15 protein-coding genes and 1 tRNA gene are annotated in these 16,374 nt (G+C 54.8%); 5 read left to right on the top strand and 11 right to left on the bottom strand.

Annotation, left to right across the window (positions count from 1 at the left end; translation table 11 throughout):
* Window positions 1-198: 198 nt before the first annotated feature.
* Entirely contained in the window at window positions 199-1,719 is a 1,521-nt protein-coding gene (locus JZ655_RS17905) for a methyl-accepting chemotaxis protein (RefSeq protein WP_207292434.1), read from the top strand.
* Window positions 1,720-2,044: 325 nt separating this feature from the next.
* The gene (locus tag JZ655_RS17900) at window positions 2,045-3,604 is read left to right on the top strand and encodes a methyl-accepting chemotaxis protein (protein WP_207292433.1); all 1,560 of its coding nucleotides are present in this window, start codon (window positions 2,045-2,047) and stop codon (window positions 3,602-3,604) included.
* Here JZ655_RS17900 and JZ655_RS17895 read toward each other — a convergent pair.
* On the bottom strand, window positions 3,601-4,122 hold the full coding sequence (locus JZ655_RS17895; RefSeq protein ID WP_207292432.1) for a PadR family transcriptional regulator: 522 nt from the start codon (window positions 4,120-4,122) through the stop codon (window positions 3,601-3,603). The genes JZ655_RS17900 and JZ655_RS17895 overlap by 4 nt on opposite strands.
* A 234-nt stretch (window positions 4,123-4,356) precedes the next feature.
* Here JZ655_RS17895 and JZ655_RS17890 point away from each other — a divergent pair, with 234 nt between their 5' ends.
* The gene (locus tag JZ655_RS17890) at window positions 4,357-5,121 is read left to right on the top strand and encodes a siderophore-interacting protein (protein WP_207292431.1); all 765 of its coding nucleotides are present in this window, start codon (window positions 4,357-4,359) and stop codon (window positions 5,119-5,121) included.
* Here JZ655_RS17890 and JZ655_RS17885 read toward each other — a convergent pair whose 3' ends face one another.
* The 4 genes from JZ655_RS17885 to JZ655_RS17870 form a co-directional block, all read right to left on the bottom strand.
* Window positions 5,122-6,291, bottom strand: coding sequence for a coiled-coil domain-containing protein (locus tag JZ655_RS17885; RefSeq protein ID WP_207292430.1), 1,170 nt, complete (start codon window positions 6,289-6,291; stop codon window positions 5,122-5,124). It lies immediately after the preceding gene.
* A gap of 719 nt (window positions 6,292-7,010) precedes the next feature.
* Window positions 7,011-7,490 (bottom strand): DUF2778 domain-containing protein, encoded by a 480-nt coding sequence (locus JZ655_RS17880; RefSeq protein WP_207292429.1) that lies wholly within the window; start codon window positions 7,488-7,490, stop codon window positions 7,011-7,013.
* Window positions 7,487-7,969 (bottom strand): Hcp family type VI secretion system effector, encoded by a 483-nt coding sequence (locus tag JZ655_RS17875; RefSeq protein WP_207292428.1) that lies wholly within the window; start codon window positions 7,967-7,969, stop codon window positions 7,487-7,489. Before JZ655_RS17875 ends, JZ655_RS17880 begins: the two co-directional genes overlap by 4 nt.
* Window positions 7,970-8,344: 375 nt before the next feature.
* A tRNA-Ile gene (locus JZ655_RS17870) sits at window positions 8,345-8,420 on the bottom strand.
* 125 nt (window positions 8,421-8,545) lie between these two features.
* Here JZ655_RS17870 and mug point away from each other — a divergent pair.
* Window positions 8,546-9,052 (top strand): G/U mismatch-specific DNA glycosylase, encoded by a 507-nt coding sequence (mug, locus tag JZ655_RS17865; protein ID WP_040073960.1) that lies wholly within the window; start codon window positions 8,546-8,548, stop codon window positions 9,050-9,052.
* A gap of 86 nt (window positions 9,053-9,138) precedes the next feature.
* On the opposite strand, the gene rpoD is transcribed toward mug, so the two are convergent.
* From rpoD to rpsU, 3 genes are all read right to left on the bottom strand, one after another.
* Window positions 9,139-10,983 (bottom strand): RNA polymerase sigma factor RpoD, encoded by a 1,845-nt coding sequence (rpoD, locus tag JZ655_RS17860; RefSeq protein ID WP_040073961.1) that lies wholly within the window; start codon window positions 10,981-10,983, stop codon window positions 9,139-9,141.
* A gap of 164 nt (window positions 10,984-11,147) precedes the next feature.
* Window positions 11,148-12,893, bottom strand: coding sequence for a DNA primase (gene dnaG / locus JZ655_RS17855; RefSeq protein ID WP_046885829.1), 1,746 nt, complete (start codon window positions 12,891-12,893; stop codon window positions 11,148-11,150).
* 116 nt (window positions 12,894-13,009) lie between these two features.
* Window positions 13,010-13,225, bottom strand: a complete 216-nt coding sequence (gene rpsU, locus JZ655_RS17850) for a 30S ribosomal protein S21 (RefSeq protein WP_001144069.1) — start codon at window positions 13,223-13,225, stop codon at window positions 13,010-13,012.
* Between the two features lie 237 nt (window positions 13,226-13,462).
* On the opposite strand from rpsU, the gene tsaD reads away from it, so the two are divergent.
* Window positions 13,463-14,476 (top strand): tRNA (adenosine(37)-N6)-threonylcarbamoyltransferase complex transferase subunit TsaD, encoded by a 1,014-nt coding sequence (gene tsaD / locus JZ655_RS17845; protein WP_040073963.1) that lies wholly within the window; start codon window positions 13,463-13,465, stop codon window positions 14,474-14,476.
* A 50-nt stretch (window positions 14,477-14,526) separates the two neighbouring features.
* On the opposite strand, the gene ureG is transcribed toward tsaD, so the two are convergent.
* Genes ureG through JZ655_RS17830 form a run of 3 tightly spaced genes read right to left on the bottom strand, consistent with a single transcriptional unit; the run spans window position 14,527 to window position 16,367 of the window.
* Window positions 14,527-15,144: an urease accessory protein UreG gene (gene ureG / locus JZ655_RS17840; protein ID WP_207292427.1), complete on the bottom strand. Its 618-nt coding sequence runs from the start codon at window positions 15,142-15,144 to the stop codon at window positions 14,527-14,529.
* A gap of 9 nt (window positions 15,145-15,153) precedes the next feature.
* Window positions 15,154-15,828, bottom strand: a complete 675-nt coding sequence (locus JZ655_RS17835; protein WP_046885832.1) for an urease accessory protein UreF — start codon at window positions 15,826-15,828, stop codon at window positions 15,154-15,156.
* A complete protein-coding gene (locus tag JZ655_RS17830; protein ID WP_046885833.1) occupies window positions 15,828-16,367 on the bottom strand; it encodes a HupE/UreJ family protein in 540 nt (179 codons plus the stop codon). Before JZ655_RS17830 ends, JZ655_RS17835 begins: the two co-directional genes overlap by 1 nt.
* Window positions 16,368-16,374: the final 7 nt, after the last annotated feature.

The raw sequence follows: 16,374 nt of genomic DNA, 5'->3' as shown, positions 1-16,374 counted from the left end.
CCTTAACGGGTAAGGCTTTGTGAGTAATTTCACCGTGAAAGTATTTTGAATCAATAGATTAGAAAAGCGTACTAAACGTGCGGTTTAGGGATGATTTGCGATCTCGATCGAATTTAACAACTAAAGATAAATTCCCCACCGCCGAAAAGAGATTAACCCCCGAAATTAACATTCAAATAACCTGCAAGGGATGCTCACATGTCTTCTCAATCGTATGTCACCCAGAATGCGTATCCTCTGGACGATGACACCACTCTGATGTCCACCACTGATCTCAACAGCTACATGACCCACACTAACGATACTTTCGTGAAGGTCAGCGGCTACCAACTGAATGAGTTGCTGGGCCAGCCGCACAATGTGGTACGCCATCCGGATATGCCAAAAGCCGCGTTTGCCGATATGTGGTACACGCTGAAGCAGGGCGAGCCGTGGAGCGGCATTGTGAAAAACCGCCGCAAAAATGGCGACCATTACTGGGTGCGCGCCAACGCCGTGCCGATGGTGCGTAACGGGCAGGTGACGGGTTATATGTCGATTCGCGCGAAGGCCACGCCGGAAGAGATTGCCGCGGTAGAGCCGCTCTACAAAGCGCTGAACGAAGGGCGCAGTAACAAACGTCTGCATAAAGGGCTGGTGTTGCGTAAAGGCTGGTCTGGCAAGCTGCCCACTCTGCCGCTGCGCTGGCGGGTGCGTAGCGTGATGGCCGGTTTGTTTGTGGTGCTTGCCGCGGTGCTGCTGGCCACCTCTGCAGGCTGGGCGCCGCTGGCGGCCTGTGCCCTCATCATGCTGACAGGCACCCTGCTGTTTGAGCAGCAGATTGTACGCCCGATCGAGAACGTTGCGCGCCAGGCGCTGAACGTGGCGACCGGGGCGCGCAATAGCGTAGAGCACCTCAACCGCAGCGACGAACTGGGGCTGACCCTGCGTGCGGTGGGGCAGTTAGGGTTGATGTGCCGCTGGCTGATCAATGACGTATCAAGCCAGGTGGTGAGCGTGCGCGACGGAAGTGACCAACTGGCGAAGGGCAACGAAGACCTGAACGATCGCACCCGTCAGACCGTGGCCAACGTGCAGCAGACGGTGACCACCATGAACCAGATGGCGGCATCGGTGCAGAGCAACTCAGAGACGGCCGCCGCCGCCGATAAGCTCTCTATGGCGGCCAGCGGCGCGGCCACCGAAGGGGGCAGCGCGATGCAGACGGTAGTCAGGACGATGGATGAGATCGCCGACAGTACCCAGCGTATCGGCTCAATCACTAAACTGATTAATGACATTGCTTTCCAGACCAACATCCTGGCGCTGAACGCTGCGGTTGAGGCGGCCCGTGCGGGTGAGCAGGGGAAAGGTTTTGCGGTGGTGGCTGGCGAAGTGCGCCATCTGGCGAGCCGCAGCGCCAGCGCGGCCAATGATATCCGTAAGCTGATTGATGCCAGTTCCAGTAAGGTGCAGTCCGGTTCGGAGCAGGTGCATGCCGCCGGCCAGACCATGGATGATATCGTTGAGCAGGTTCAGAACGTCACCCGCCTGATTGCCCAGATTAGCCACTCGACCTCGGAACAGGCCACCGGTTTATCGGAGCTGACCCGTGCCGTGGCAGAACTGGATGGCATCACCCAGAAAAACGCCGCGCTGGTGGAAGAGAGCGCGCATGTCTCCGCCATGGTGAAGCACCGGGCGAAACGCCTGGAGGATGCGGTCACCGTTTTACACTAAACGTCCCGCAGAAGAAAAGGCCGCTTATTTATTTTAAGTAAGCGGCTTTTTTTATTCCGCGGTAAAGCCGCAGGGAATGTTAATTTTATATTAAATAATTAAAGTTCCCGCTGAAATAATAACCAGAAATAATGCGCGCTTATTCTTGCGCAGAAGTCAATTCACTTAAATACAGGCGCTAAAACGATCGATTACCCACATTTAATAGGTGATACCTATTCTTTGATAGTGGTTTGTAAGAAAAAAGCGATCAAAGTCATAAAGTTAGCTAAAAACCGACCGATAACCCCCTCGTCAAAGAAATAATCACATCGACGGAGTTAATATGTCTTTAAATAACGTAAGGATCGGCACGAAATTATTTCTGGCGTTTGGGTTCATTATTTTACTCATGATAGTGAGCTCCGGTCTCTCCTTACTGAGCCTGAGTCGGGCTAATAGCGGTATGCAGACCATCATTTCTGAGGATTATCCCACCACGGTAAAAGCCAATCAGTTAATCGAACAGTTCCAGGAATTTGTCAGTACCCAGCAGCTCATGTTGCTGGATGACCAGGGCACCTACACCGCCACGTCGGAGCAGCATCTGAAGGCGATAAGTGAAAATATCACGCGCATTTCTACTGACCTGACCAACAGGCTCAACGACGAAGAATCGCAAAAAATCCTCTCCGACTTCAGCCAGATACGCCAGCAATATCTTGAGTCCCGCTTCCGTATCCTGAAAGCCATACAAAATAATGACCGTCCGGGGGCGGTGGCCGAGATGATGACCACGACCCTGACGCTGCAGCAAGCTTATAAAGCGAAAGTGCAGGAGCTGATTGCGGTGCAGAACCGCGAGATGCAGAAGGGCGGTGCCGACGTTGAGCGCGACTTCAAATCGAACCGTATGATTCTGGTCCTGCTGGCGCTGGGAAGTGTGCTGGCGGCGTCGGTGATCGGCTGGTTTATCGCCCGCTCAATCACCCATCCGCTGGGCCAGGCCGTCTCGCTGGCGGAATCTATCGCCGAGGGCGATCTCACCCGAACGGTGGTCAGCCGCTCCCGTGACGAGACCGGCGTTCTGCTGAACGCGCTGATGACCATGAAAACCCGTCTGCAGGAGATTGTGCAGGAGGTGCAGTCCGGCTCCGAGAGCATCTCCAGCGCGGCGGCGCAGATTGTGGCAGGCAACCAGGATCTGGCAGCCCGGACTGAAGAGCAGGCCAGTTCCGTCGAGCAGACGGCGGCGTCGATGGAGCAGATCACCGTGACGGTGAAGAACACAGCAGCCCACACCGGCGACGCCACTCACCTCTCTGCCGATGCGGCATTGGTGGTGAAAAATAACGGTGAAATGATGAAGCAGGTGACGCAAAAAATGCGTCTGATTAACGACACCTCTAACCGCATGTCTGACATTATCAACCTGATCGATGCCATCGCCTTCCAGACCAATATTCTGGCGCTGAATGCCGCCGTAGAAGCGGCACGCGCGGGCGAGCACGGGCGCGGATTCGCGGTGGTGGCCGGAGAAGTACGTCAGCTGGCGCAGAAAAGCGCCTCGTCATCCCGTGAGATCCGCCAGCTCATTGAGAGTTCCACCAGCCAGACGCAGGAAGGCATGGAACTGGTTGAGAAAGCCAGCGCGCTGATTAACGGCATGGTGGGGAACGTGGAAGAGATGGATGCCATTCTGCGCGAGATTGGCCAGGCGAGCCGCGAACAGACGGAAGGCATTTCCCAGATCAACAGCGCCATCGGCCTGATTGACTCCACTACCCAGCAGAACTCTGCGCTGGTAGAGGAGTCCGTTGCGGCGGCATCGGCACTGAACGATCAGGCCCGACACCTGAAAGAGATGGTGAAAATCTTCCGTCTGCGTGATGAAGCCGTGACTTAATCCAGCTGGGAGATCTCCAGCGCCGCGCGGTCGATCACGCCGATAATCTGCTTAAGCTGCGCGTCGCTGAGCGGGGCCTGGTTAACACGTAAATCCAGCACCGCTTTAAAATTATCCAGAGCCCGCTTCATCTGCGGGTTTTTACGTAACTGGGCACCCACACAGCGCGCTTTGATACGCGTCTGAATCTGCTCCAGCTGTTCCAGATTTTCATCCAGCCACAGCTGCCCGGCCACGGTGATGGCCAGCTTTTTGCGGCCGTTCTCTTCTTCCGTAATGGTAATAAATTGCTGATCCTGCAAGAAATCCAGCGTCGGATAGATCACGCCCGGGCTTGGAGTGTAATTGCCCTGGGTCAGGCTCTCGATCGCTTTAATCAACTCATAACCATGGCTGGCATTGCGGGTCAAAATGTCGAGGATGACCAGCCGTAACTCGCCGTGTCCGAAGAATCGCTGTCGACGTCCGCCGCCGTGGGGGTGATGATCGTGGTCGCGATCAGGATGTGCGTGTCGCATAGAGTTGGCTCCTTATTTTGATATATCTAATTTATATCTAAATTGTTCTGGTTTGCAAATGTTTACGCCAATTTGTTTCTAACTAAATGATTAAAAAGATTTATTTTATGGCTATGGATTCGTGGCAGGGAGAAGTAAAAGGCTATCAAAAAAAACTTGCAATCCTGGTTATTAGCAATCATTATCATTTAAAATTAATTTAGATATATCGTAAATCATCACGAAGGCAGAAAAATGACATCGACCAGATACCCACAACGCGTGCGCAATGCGCTGCGTTTTCGCGAACTGGATGTGCTGCGCGTGGAGCGCATCAGCGGCGGATTTCAGCGCATTGTTTTAGGCGGCGAGGCGCTGGAAGGCTTTAGCTCACGCGGTTTTGACGACCATACCAAAGTCTTTTTCCCTGAGCCGGGGACGACCTTTGTGCCGCCGGTCGTCACGGAAGAGGGAATCGACTGGGGCGAGGGCGTGCGCCCGCAGGCGCGCGATTACACCCCCCTGTACGATGCGGCGCGCCATGAACTGGCGCTCGATTTCTTCATTCACGAACGCGGTCTCGCCAGCGACTGGGCGGCGCAGGCCAAAGTGGGCGATAAGCTGACCATCGGCGGCCCGCGCGGTTCGTTGGTTGTGCCGGAAGATTATGCCTGGCAGCTGTACGTGTGCGATGAATCGGGCATGCCGGCCCTTCGTCGTCGTCTTGAAGCCATTGCGGCGCTGCCGGTACGCCCGGAGATCCACGCGGTAGTGACGGTGGGTGACGAAGCATATAAAGAGTATCTGGCACACCTGAGTGCGTTTAACATTCACTGGGTAGTGGGGCATAACGAGCAGGCGGTTGCCGACACGCTGGCGACCTTAAGCGTGCCCGCGGCGGATTACTTTATCTGGCTGACCGGGGAAGGGAAGATGGTGAAAAACCTGAGCCGCCAGTTTGAAACGGATGCCTTTGATCAACAGCTGGTGCGTGCCAGCGCATACTGGCACGCAAAATAGTCAGGCCGCTGAATCCAACTGCGCTTCGTTCACCTGATGTTCGAGCGAGGCGCGGACGTCGTTCAGCGCTTTCTCCTGCTGGGCGAAGTAGGCCTCCATATTGCTCAGGGAAGAGACCAGCAGCCAGGACTCCTCTTTTTCCAGCTCTGCCAGCTCGTTCACCAGCGTGTCGATTTGCTCGCGCACCTGGTTCATCTTTTTGCGGATACGTTCTAGATCGTTCAGTCTGTCGCTGGCCATCAGTGGCTCAAAGCCCTGCTGCAGGCGCGCCACCAGCGAACGGATGGCTTTCACGTCACCCCGCTGTTTAGCCTGATTGAGCTGCACCATCATGGCATTCGCCTCTTCTTTCAGGTCGTCCGCCACCAGATCCGGATGGCAGAGCTTACTGGCCTGACGCCAGAGGCGTTTTAACTCGTTCTTATCCTCTTCTGATAAGTCCTTACCCTTACGCAGCCGCACTTCGGCTTCGTGATGCTGTTCGCGGTATTTTTCATACTCGTCGTTGGCCTCATCCCGTGCCTGACGGGCAGGCTCCTCTTCGCGGGTTAAACCGATCTCCAGCTCCTGCGCTTCGGTCAGCAGATTGGCAATCAGGTTACTCTGCTGCTGCAGCTGTTTACGCGCCTCGGCGGCCTGCAGCGAGTCTGCCGGCAGGTCGCGCCAGCGCTGGGTCAGGGTGGCCAGCACTTCCACCGCCTGAGCCATATAGTGCTGACAGCGGCGATAATCCTCTTCACGCCGACGCGCCTCCGCCTGCTGACGGCGCAGATTCAGCTCCGCCAGAGTTTTACGCAGGGCGAGGATCTGGGTCATCAGGGGGCCGAGGCGAGAGAAATAGCTGTCGTTAAACTCATCCAGCTGCTGGACGCGGGCGTTACGACGGTCAATCAGATCGCGCAGGCGCTCTTCCAGCGCTTTCAATTCCAGTTTACTGGCCGCCAGTTGGGGATCGCGCCACGGGGTGACGGCGCGCTGGCTCTGCAGCCAGGCGGTGATAGCGGCCATCGCGGCGGTATAATTTTTCTGCTCAAGCGCCACGACGATTGCCTGTAGCTCATCGTCAAACGCTTCACTTTTCAGCCTGGCGAGCTGGCTCAGGATGATGTCGTCGTCTTCCAGTTCAATGGCATTTTTGATGATTTCTAGCCGTTTTATCGGAGTGCTCATGATGCCTTTCGCTTTGGCGCTTAAGTATTTGAGTTAAGGGTAGTTGTGGTAAGAGCTACAGGAAATAATACACACGGATGATGATCGGCGCGATGACGGATTTCTTTAGTTTTAACGGTTTTTTCGCCTGAGTGATGAATCCGTTACATTCATTACGGAAGAGGGCTCGCAGAAGGGAGCCGTGGCGCTTTTTTTGCTTTTGGCAGCGCAGCAGAAAGGTTGGGCAGTTGCCATTGAGTTCCGGTTCTTACCGCTGTGCTTAGCAACTTAGGTTGTGGCTTGTCAAACTCAGCAGAGGCATCAATATGACCACTATTCCCTGTCTGCTTTATATTTATCTCACGATAGTGAGATCGCGCAGCTGTCTGCTATGGCGCTATCTGTTTTCGCCAACCTTCGTTTTATTAATCACTGAATGTTCTCACATTGTTGAGGAAAAGAACCCGGTCAAACTAACCGGGTTAGCTGGAGTCACTCATTCCGATTTTTCAAAGCAATACATGCGGCAGCCCATACAAGCAGAAAAGTGATTGCAGCGCTGCCCAATATGAAGAAATTGCTGATTAGGTTGTCCCATTCGATACCGGAGACGGGGCCTGTTAAATCACTATAAAATGCGAATAGTTTGCCCTGAGGGATGAATGCATACATCAGGATCAAAATAACTGCATACACCACGAATGATGCAGCCCACAAAAGGGCAATGTGGATCGCTCTCATCAATAAACCTGCACCGTTCCGTAAGCTGTCAAAGTCGCCGTGACCTGCATCGTAGGCGTTCTTAATAAAGCTTCTCTTAAAACTGCGAAATGTGAGGGGCTGGGTAGAGTGATACAACCTTCGCTAATTCCCATGTACCCCGCAGGATGTAACCTGAAATGTCCTCGCTCGACGCGATCAGTAAAAGTCCAGTCATCAATGTTTCCGTCATCGCGATACAGCGCGAACCAGACGGAACGGTCTGAACCGGAATACTTCGTTGCGGCCCAGTCCTGTACCATTGTTCTGAGTCCTCCTGTGGGGCGGCTGACAATGTAATATTTTCCAGGAGGCAAAGGACCCTCGTTCGGTATATTTACTGAGTCCGGATTGTTCCTGTGTCCCCCTTCATATCCTGAATAGGCGGGGAAGAAACCTATCCCCGGACAACTGAGGTTTGATAACGCATTCCCGTTTAGCCGAAAGGTGCAATGGATCATCGTTCATTCCACGCGTCAGGGAACATGATATTCCCGTCGCAGTGCTTCCATGTAATTTTCTCATAGCGCAGCGACATGGCTTCAAGATGATTATGCTTTTCGGTACCGGCATTTTTGCAGTTATGCATCAGAGGGCAGACCGATACGACCTTCACGCCTTCCAGCAACATGTTGAAGTATTCAACTTCCTGCCCTGCGTCATTGATGTGATACCACTTAAATTCGGTACTCTGAAGGGTTTGCCCCTTTGCCACGGCTTTGTATAAGTAGGGGCTGGAAGAGTCGAATTCTTTCTCGAAACTAAGAGGGCTATGAACGCGGGTTCCTGTAATTTTACCCGTCATGTTGTCCGTGGGTAGATGTAGTCCGTGCGCGAAACTGTGAATCTCAATACTACCTTCGCGATGCTGAACATCAACAGAGCCCTTAATGTCCGCGCCACCATCATCTTTTATCCATAAGTAAGCTGGAATAGCCATAATCCACAATCTCCATTTGCGTTAAGTAATGCGCAATTTTATTGTGGTTATTGTGTGCTGTACACAAGATAATCAATAGGATGAAGCCATCAGAAGCAAAACCGGAACCGTCTTTAAGCGCTGATGCGTTTTACATAGCCTGTGCTTGCGGGGGGATCGACTATGTACACGAGACCGGTGCATATGAGGTAACAGGCATTACTGCCTCTCAGGCTACTGCCGCTGAATTGAGATCGAAGAGAGAGTATCTGCCCCGGAGGGGTTGTTAATGGCACAACCAGAAAAGCTGTCGCCATTTTGTAGTCATTTATAATTTAGAAAACAAAAAAGCCACTCAATTGAGTGGCTTAATCATATGATTTTAAAGCTAAAATTTGGTGGCCCCTGCTGGACTTGAACCAGCGACCAAGCGATTATGAGTCGCCTGCTCTAACCACTGAGCTAAGGGGCCGTGGCGAAGGATTATAATGTAACTCCCCGCCGCAATCCAGCCATACGCGCCTGCCTGCTGTTTTTATAAACAACGTATTTTCAATCTTTTATACTTCTATAGTGATTCATCTATCGGGAGTAATAATGATCAATGACATTCTTGCGCCAGGCTTGCGCGTTGTGTTCTGCGGTATCAATCCGGGTAAGTCATCGGCCCACACCGGATTCCACTTCGCACATCCGGGAAACCGCTTCTGGAAGGTCATACACCAGGCAGGCTTTACCGATACGCAACTCAAACCGGAAGAGGAACAACGGCTGCTGGATACACGCTGCGGCATTACCATGCTGGTAGAACGGCCCACGGTGCAGGCCAGCGAGGTTAATCTGCATGAACTGCGCAGTGGGGGCCGGGAGCTGATTAAGAAAATGGAAGACTACCAGCCTGCCGCACTGGCGATTCTGGGCAAGCAGGCGTACGAGCAGGCTTTTAGCCAGCGTGGGGTGCAGTGGGGTAAGCAGAGCGTGATGATTGGCGTGACGCAGGTCTGGGTGCTGCCAAACCCGAGTGGATTAAACCGTGCGACGCTGGATAAGCTGGTCGAGGCGTATCGGGAGCTGGATGAGGCGCTGGTGGTGAGGGGGCTGTGAGCCCTCTGCGTTCAGAGCCCCTCCAGGGGCGAGGGAAAAAACAAAAAAAAAGCTCCCGTTTGGGAGCTTTTTGCTGTGTGCCTGGATTAGTCGTCCAGGAAGCTACGCAGCACTTCAGAGCGGCTCGGATGGCGCAGTTTACGCAGCGCTTTCGCTTCGATCTGACGGATACGTTCGCGGGTTACGTCGAACTGTTTACCCACTTCTTCCAGCGTATGGTCGGTGTTCATATCGATACCGAAGCGCATACGCAGCACTTTCGCTTCACGGGCGGTCAGGCCAGCCAGTACGTCGTGCGTTGCGGCACGCAGGCTCTCGGTGGTGGCAGAGTCCAGCGGCAGCTCGAGGGTGGTATCCTCGATGAAATCACCCAGATGCGAATCTTCATCATCACCGATCGGTGTTTCCATGGAGATAGGCTCTTTGGCGATCTTCAGCACTTTACGGATCTTATCTTCCGGCATCAGCATACGCTCGGCCAGCTCTTCTGGCGTCGGCTCGCGACCCATCTCCTGCAGCATCTGGCGAGAAATACGGTTGAGCTTGTTAATGGTCTCAATCATATGCACCGGAATACGGATGGTGCGCGCCTGATCCGCGATAGAGCGGGTAATTGCCTGACGGATCCACCAGGTTGCGTAAGTGGAGAACTTGTAACCACGACGGTATTCAAACTTATCTACCGCTTTCATCAGACCGATGTTGCCTTCCTGAATCAGATCCAGGAACTGCAGACCACGGTTGGTGTACTTCTTGGCGATAGAGATAACCAGACGCAAGTTTGCTTCAACCATCTCTTTCTTCGCACGGCGGGCTTTCGCTTCACCGATGGACATACGACGGTTGATATCTTTCACCTGTTCGATGGTCAGGCCGGTCTCTTCTTCAATCTGCTGCAGTTTCATCAGGCCGCGATGCACGTCTTCTTTCACGTCGTGCAGTTTTTCAGACCACGGCTTGTTCATCGCGATAGCGGCGTTGAACCAGGTTTCGCTGGTTTCGTTACCGGTGAAGAGGGTGATGAAGTTCTTCTTCGGCATTTTGCACTGCTCAACGCACAGCTTCATGATGATGCGTTCCTGGGTGCGTACGCGATCCATCATCACGCGCATGCTGTTAACCAGGTAGTCGAACTGTTTTGGCACCAGACGGAACTGTTTGAACACTTCAGACAGCTTCAGGATCTGTTCCTGAGCGGCAGCATGGCTGCGGCCTTTGGCTTTGATCGTGTCGCGAGCCAGTTCGTACTGGGTACGCAATTCACCAAACTTCTCGCGCGCCAGCTCAGGGTCGATGCTGTTGTCGTCATCGCTGCTGTCGTCGTCGTCTTCTTCATCTTCGTCTTCGTCGTCATCCATCTCTTCCTGAGACAGTTCAGATCCAACGTGGGTGGCGGTCGGCGCCATATCTTCTTCAGCGTTTGGATCGACGAAGCCGGTGATAAGATCGGACAGACGCGCTTCTTCCGCTTCAACGCGATCGTACTGCTCAAGCAGATAGGTGATGGCTTCCGGGTATTCGGCAACGGAGCACTGAACCTGGTTGATCCCGTCTTCAATGCGTTTTGCGATGTCGATTTCGCCTTCGCGGGTCAACAGTTCAACGGTACCCATTTCACGCATGTACATGCGAACCGGGTCGGTCGTGCGTCCGATTTCAGATTCTACGCTGGACAGTACCTGTGCAGCGGCTTCTTCAGCATCTTCATCAGTGTTGTTGGAGTTTTCAGCCAGCAACAGATCATCGGCATCCGGTGCTTCTTCCATCACCTGAATACCCATGTCATTGATCATTTGGATGATGTCTTCGATCTGATCTGAATCGACGATATCTTCCGGCAGATGGTCATTGACCTCGGCATAGGTCAGATAGCCTTGCTCCTTACCGCGTTGGACAAGAAGTTTCAGCTGTGACTGCGGGTTTTGCTCCATAAGACGGTATCCACACTTATTCGTTTGATTGGTGTCGGCAATACGGCTGCCAACATTTAAAGCGAGGGCGTACTTATATTTTTGCCGCTGCCTCTCAGTGCGGCTGTCGGGGGCTTCCCGATCGATATTCGGCACTTAAGCCGTTAAATACTTTTGTCTTTCTCTTATTTCTTCGCCAGTTCCTGGTTCAACATCCAGAGTTCCCGGCGCTCTTCGCTGCTTAAACCGTGTGTGCGCTCGCGAGCAATTAACTCTTCCTGGCGCAGTTCAAGCATCGAATCAAACATATGGTTGAGCGAATCGGTGAAGGTCTCTTCAGCGATATCCTTATCTGCTATATCGTCCCACATCGACAATTTTTCAAGGGTTGCAGCCGCTTTTGTGCCGCGATAGTGCTCTAAAAGTTGCCCGGTGGTCAGACCTGGCTGTGACAGACAAGTGTTGACCAATTCTGAAAATAAGCCAAGTCCTGGCAACTTATCGTGGTCCAGACCCGCCAGCGACGGCACTTTGGGCGCCAGCTCAGGGTTCTGTACCAGCAGTCCTATCAGTATACGCATGGTTGTGCGTTTTAGCTGCGGAGCGGCACGTGCCGTGCCGTTATCGGCCTGTTTTGGCATTAACCGTTCAAGCTGGCTGTCATCCAGTATGCCCAGCTTTTTGCCCAGCTCCTGACGCAGATAGATGCGCAACGTTTCGCCCGGTACCTGAGTAATCAGCGGCAGGGCCAGCGTACTTAACTGCGCACGGCCATCCGGCGTGCTCAAATCTACCTGCGGCATCAGGCTGTTAAAGAGAAACGTGGAGAGCGGCTGTGCCTGCTCCATCCGCGCTTCAAATGCCGCTTTACCCTCTTTACGCACCAGCGTATCCGGGTCTTCACCGTCGGGCAGGAACATAAAGCGTAGCTGCCGCCCGTCGGTCATATACGGCAGCGCGGTTTCCAGCGCGCGCCAGGCGGCATCGCGTCCCGCGCGATCGCCGTCGTAACAGCAGATGACGTTATTGGTCACCCGGAACAACAGCTGAATATGGTCAGCCGTAGTGGAGGTGCCCAGCGACGCAACGGCATAGTTGATGTCGTATTGCGCCAGGGCGACCACGTCCATATAGCCTTCGACCACCAGCAGGCGCGGCGGTTCAGCGTTATCTTGCTGCGCTTCATAAAGGCCATACAGCTGGCGGCCCTTATGGAAAATGTCAGTTTCCGGGGAGTTCAGGTACTTTGGCAGGGCATCGCCCAGCACGCGGCCACCAAAACCAATGACCCGGCCACGCTTGTCGCGAATGGGGAACATCACCCGCTCGCGGAAGCGGTCGTAGCTGCGTCCCTGGTCATTCGTGACCAGCATGCCCGCATCGATAAGCGATTTACGATCTTCGCTATTGCCGCCAAAACGCTTTAACACGTTATCCCAGCCGGGCGGGGCGAAACCAATAGCGAAACGCGCAATGACATCGTCGCTCAGACCGCGCTTGTTCAGATACTGACGCGCAGGCTCAGCGGCAGGTTGCTTCAGAGACTGTTGGTAAAACGAATTCAGACCTTCCAGCAGTTGATAGAGGCTTTGCCGTTGATGGCGCTCTATCTGGCTTGGGCCAGAGCCTGCTTCATAAGGCACTTCAAGGTTGTGCATGGCGGCCAGCTCTTCGACGGTTTCAACAAACTCGAGCTTGTCGTAGTTCATCAAAAAGTCGACGGCATTGCCGTGTGCGCCGCAACCGAAGCAGTGGTAAAACTGTTTCTCACCGTTTACGGTGAAAGAGGGGGTTTTTTCGTTATGGAACGGACAGCACGCATGGTAGTTCTTGCCCTGCTTTTTGAGCTTTACCCGCGCGTCGATGAGATCGACGATGTCGGTTCTTGCCAGCAGGTCATTGATGAAAACGCGTGGGATTCGTCCAGCCATATGCCCCGTGAATTTTTAGCTACTCATAAACGAAAACAAGCCGCGCATTCCTTACGGAAGCACGGCCTTACGACTATTACTCTGTCTGTCAATTGAGGGCCGTTGCCCTCAACAGATTAGTACAGACGAGTACGGCGTGCGTTTTCGCGAGCCAGTTTCTTCGCGTGACGTTTCACAGCAGAAGCTTTAGCGCGCTTACGTTCGGTCGTTGGTTTTTCATAGAACTCACGACGACGAACTTCAGCCAGAACACCTGCTTTCTCGCATGAACGCTTGAAGCGACGCAGTGCTACGTCGAACGGCTCGTTTTCACGTACTTTAATTACCGGCATGTAACTCTCACCTTTAATAAATTCGGTTTGCCGCTGGCATCAACGCCAGCTTATTTCAAAATGGTGCGGAATTTTACTGCAATTGCTGCTGCTTTGTAAAGCACCGATGCGATTTTGAAATGGGACTTTTATAAGGGTGGGGAGTATACACGAACTCAACGCCAGGGGTGAGGAAAGTTTTACATCAACCCGCATTGGCCCTACACTGCGCGGTATTGAAACGAGGTAAAACAAGTCATGCGTGTACTCGGTATTGAAACATCCTGCGATGAAACCGGCATCGCCATTTACGACGACGAAAAAGGGCTGCTTGCCAACCAACTGTATAGTCAGGTGAAATTACACGCTGACTACGGCGGTGTGGTACCTGAACTGGCCTCCCGCGACCATGTGCGCAAAACGGTGCCCCTGATCCAGGCGGCGCTGAAAGAGGCCGGCTTAACGGCGAAAGAGATCGACGCCGTCGGTTACACCGCAGGGCCTGGCCTGGTGGGTGCGCTGCTGGTCGGTGCCACCGTTGGGCGCGCGCTGGCGTTCGCCTGGGACGTGCCTGCCATTCCTGTTCACCATATGGAAGGCCATCTGCTGGCGCCGATGCTGGAAGATAACCCGCCGGAATTCCCCTTCGTGGCGCTGCTGGTCTCCGGCGGGCATACCCAGCTGATTAGCGTGACGGGCATTGGTGAGTATGCCCTGCTGGGCGAATCCATTGACGATGCGGCCGGTGAAGCCTTCGATAAAACCGCCAAGCTGCTGGGGCTCGACTATCCGGGGGGGCCGATGCTCTCTAAACTCGCCTCGCAGGGAACGGAAGGGCGCTTTGTCTTCCCCCGTCCGATGACCGACCGTCCGGGCCTGGATTTCAGCTTCTCCGGTCTGAAGACCTTTGCTGCCAACACCATTCGTAACAACGGCAACGACGATCAAACCCGGGCGGACATTGCCCGTGCGTTTGAAGATGCGGTGGTGGATACCCTGATGATCAAGTGTAAACGCGCTCTGGATCAGACCGGTTTTAAACGTCTGGTGATGGCGGGGGGCGTGAGCGCCAACCGCACGCTGCGCGCGAAGCTGGCAGAGATGATGCAAAAACGCCGTGGCGAAGTGTTCTACGCTCGCCCCGAGTTTTGTACCGATAACGGGGCGATGATCGCTTACGCCGGCCTGGTGCGTCTGAAAGCGGGCGCGACGGCAGATTTAGCCGTCTCTGTGCGTCCACGCTGGCCGCTGGCAGAGCTGCCTGCGGCGTAACGCCTCTCCCTCTCCCCACGGGGAGAGGGAAATATTCCCATCCCGCGTTACTACACCCGCAACATCCCTTTCTCTTCCAGAAACGCAATGATCGTTGCCAGGCCGTCGCCGGCTTTCAGGTTGGTGAAGGTCCACGGACGCTCGCCGCGCATGCGGTTGGTATCGCGCTCCATCACCTCCAGTGAGGCCCCGACATAGGGCGCCAGATCGGTTTTATTGATGACCAGAAAATCGGATTTGGTGATCCCCGGCCCGCCTTTACGGGGGATTTTTTCCCCTTCGGCCACGTCGATGACGTAAATGGTCAGATCGGCCAGTTCCGGGCTGAAGGTGGCGCTCAGGTTATCGCCGCCGCTTTCGACGAAGATCATGTCCAGGTTGCCAAACTTCTCGCTCAACGCTTCTACCGCCGCCAGGTTCATCGAGGCATCTTCACGGATGGCGGTATGCGGACAGCCGCCGGTCTCTACGCCCACGATGCGCTCAGGCTCCAGGGCACCAGCTTCGGTCAGGATGCGCTGATCTTCTTTGGTGTAGATATCGTTAGTGACCACCGCCAGGTGATACGTGTCGCGCATGGCTTTACACAGCGCTTCGAGCAGGGCGGTTTTACCCGACCCCACCGGGCCACCCACGCCCACGCGCAGGGGATGTTTGTAATCAGACATAGACAATCCTCAGGAACGGAATAACCGTGAATATTGTGTTTCATGACGCGCCGAGGCGATGGCCGACAGGGGCGTCGCGGCACCCAGTTCATCATCATGGCGCAGTAAAGCCTGTTCAAATCCCGCCGCGAAGCGATCGCTCAGTTCGATAATCAGCTGTTGCGCCGCCTGTTGCCCGAATGGCACCAGCTTGACGCCCGCCATCACCGCGCTCTCAATCCAGCTGTAACCCAGGCTCAGGGCTAGCTCGCGAGGAGGGATCGCCCAGCGAACGCCCAGCCATGCCATGCCGCAAAGCTGGCTTTGCATAAACAGCGGTTGCCAGTCTGGCGGGCAGTCCGGCTCCCAACTCTTAATAAGCCGGGTGAAGGCGGCGCCGCGATTGCGCTCCTCTTCGCGCAGTTCACGCGTTTCGCGGCAGGCCAGCAGGTACGCCGTCCACCGTTTTGCCTGAGCGATATCGTGCCGCTCGCAGGCGTGGCAGAGACGGATAAACAGCGGTAAATCGGTGCAGAAAAAGCTCTGCTCCATCTGCTGTATCTGCCAGCGGCGGAATGCGTCGACGGTCGTCACCCAGCCCGCTTCGGCCGCCCACTCCAGCCCCTGGGACCAGGTAAACGACCCCACCGGCAGACTACTGCTGGAGAGCTGCATCAGCCGCAGCCGCTGGCGGGCGTTCTCCATCAGCTCATCAGCGCCAGCAGCGCAGAGGCGATAAGTCCGCCGCCCAGGGTTTTACGGATCCCGTCATGACGGCGCAGCAGCAGGCCTGCGCCGAAGCTCACGCACAGCACCGCCGCGCTGGCGAGCATAAAGCCAGAGGTAAAGAGCCAGAAGCTGTGGCCCGCCATTTCCACGCCGTGCGCCCAGCCGTGGAACATAGCCAGCGCAGGCACCGCCAGCAGCAGTCGGTTCTCTGTTTTAAACATCATCACGCCGCATACCGCCAGCGAGGCGACGATCAGCGTCTCCATCCCGCTAAAGCCGCCGAACAGGCTGCCCGCAATGGCGCCGGTAAGCATCATGCCGAGGGTGGCGAGCGGCATCAGCAGCTTACGGCCGCTCAGGGCAGAGAGGACGCCAGCGCCGGTCAGCATCAGCAGGTGATCGAGACCGGTCAGCGGATGGAAAAAGCCCGCCTGAAAGCTATCTGCGCCGTGCCCCGGATGGGCGAGGGCGGGAAGGGAAAAGGCCAGCAATAACAGAGGAAGGTACGTACGCATGACAGAT

This window comes from Leclercia pneumoniae (assembly GCF_017348915.1).
Taxonomy (GTDB): Bacteria; Pseudomonadota; Gammaproteobacteria; order Enterobacterales; family Enterobacteriaceae; genus Enterobacter; species Enterobacter pneumoniae.
This window is presented reverse-complemented; position numbering and strand designations above follow the sequence as displayed.

What these genes read in the sequence shown, in the direction of transcription:
- mug (WP_040073960.1), top strand. Translation starts at nt 8,546, where the DNA reads ATGATCAATGACATTCTTGCGCCAGGCTTGCGCGTTGTGTTCTGCGGT.
- JZ655_RS17880 (WP_207292429.1), bottom strand. Translation starts at nt 7,490, where the DNA reads ATGATCCATTGCACCTTTCGGCTAAACGGGAATGCGTTATCAAACCTC.
- JZ655_RS17875 (WP_207292428.1), bottom strand. Translation starts at nt 7,969, where the DNA reads ATGGCTATTCCAGCTTACTTATGGATAAAAGATGATGGTGGCGCGGAC.
- dnaG (WP_046885829.1), bottom strand. Translation starts at nt 12,893, where the DNA reads ATGGCTGGACGAATCCCACGCGTTTTCATCAATGACCTGCTGGCAAGA.
- JZ655_RS17895 (WP_207292432.1), bottom strand. Translation starts at nt 4,122, where the DNA reads ATGCGACACGCACATCCTGATCGCGACCACGATCATCACCCCCACGGC.
- JZ655_RS17890 (WP_207292431.1), top strand. Translation starts at nt 4,357, where the DNA reads ATGACATCGACCAGATACCCACAACGCGTGCGCAATGCGCTGCGTTTT.
- tsaD (WP_040073963.1), top strand. Translation starts at nt 13,463, where the DNA reads ATGCGTGTACTCGGTATTGAAACATCCTGCGATGAAACCGGCATCGCC.
- JZ655_RS17905 (WP_207292434.1), top strand. Translation starts at nt 199, where the DNA reads ATGTCTTCTCAATCGTATGTCACCCAGAATGCGTATCCTCTGGACGAT.
- JZ655_RS17885 (WP_207292430.1), bottom strand. Translation starts at nt 6,291, where the DNA reads ATGAGCACTCCGATAAAACGGCTAGAAATCATCAAAAATGCCATTGAA.
- JZ655_RS17835 (WP_046885832.1), bottom strand. Translation starts at nt 15,828, where the DNA reads ATGGAGAACGCCCGCCAGCGGCTGCGGCTGATGCAGCTCTCCAGCAGT.
- JZ655_RS17900 (WP_207292433.1), top strand. Translation starts at nt 2,045, where the DNA reads ATGTCTTTAAATAACGTAAGGATCGGCACGAAATTATTTCTGGCGTTT.
- JZ655_RS17830 (WP_046885833.1), bottom strand. Translation starts at nt 16,367, where the DNA reads ATGCGTACGTACCTTCCTCTGTTATTGCTGGCCTTTTCCCTTCCCGCC.
- rpsU (WP_001144069.1), bottom strand. Translation starts at nt 13,225, where the DNA reads ATGCCGGTAATTAAAGTACGTGAAAACGAGCCGTTCGACGTAGCACTG.
- rpoD (WP_040073961.1), bottom strand. Translation starts at nt 10,983, where the DNA reads ATGGAGCAAAACCCGCAGTCACAGCTGAAACTTCTTGTCCAACGCGGT.
- ureG (WP_207292427.1), bottom strand. Translation starts at nt 15,144, where the DNA reads ATGTCTGATTACAAACATCCCCTGCGCGTGGGCGTGGGTGGCCCGGTG.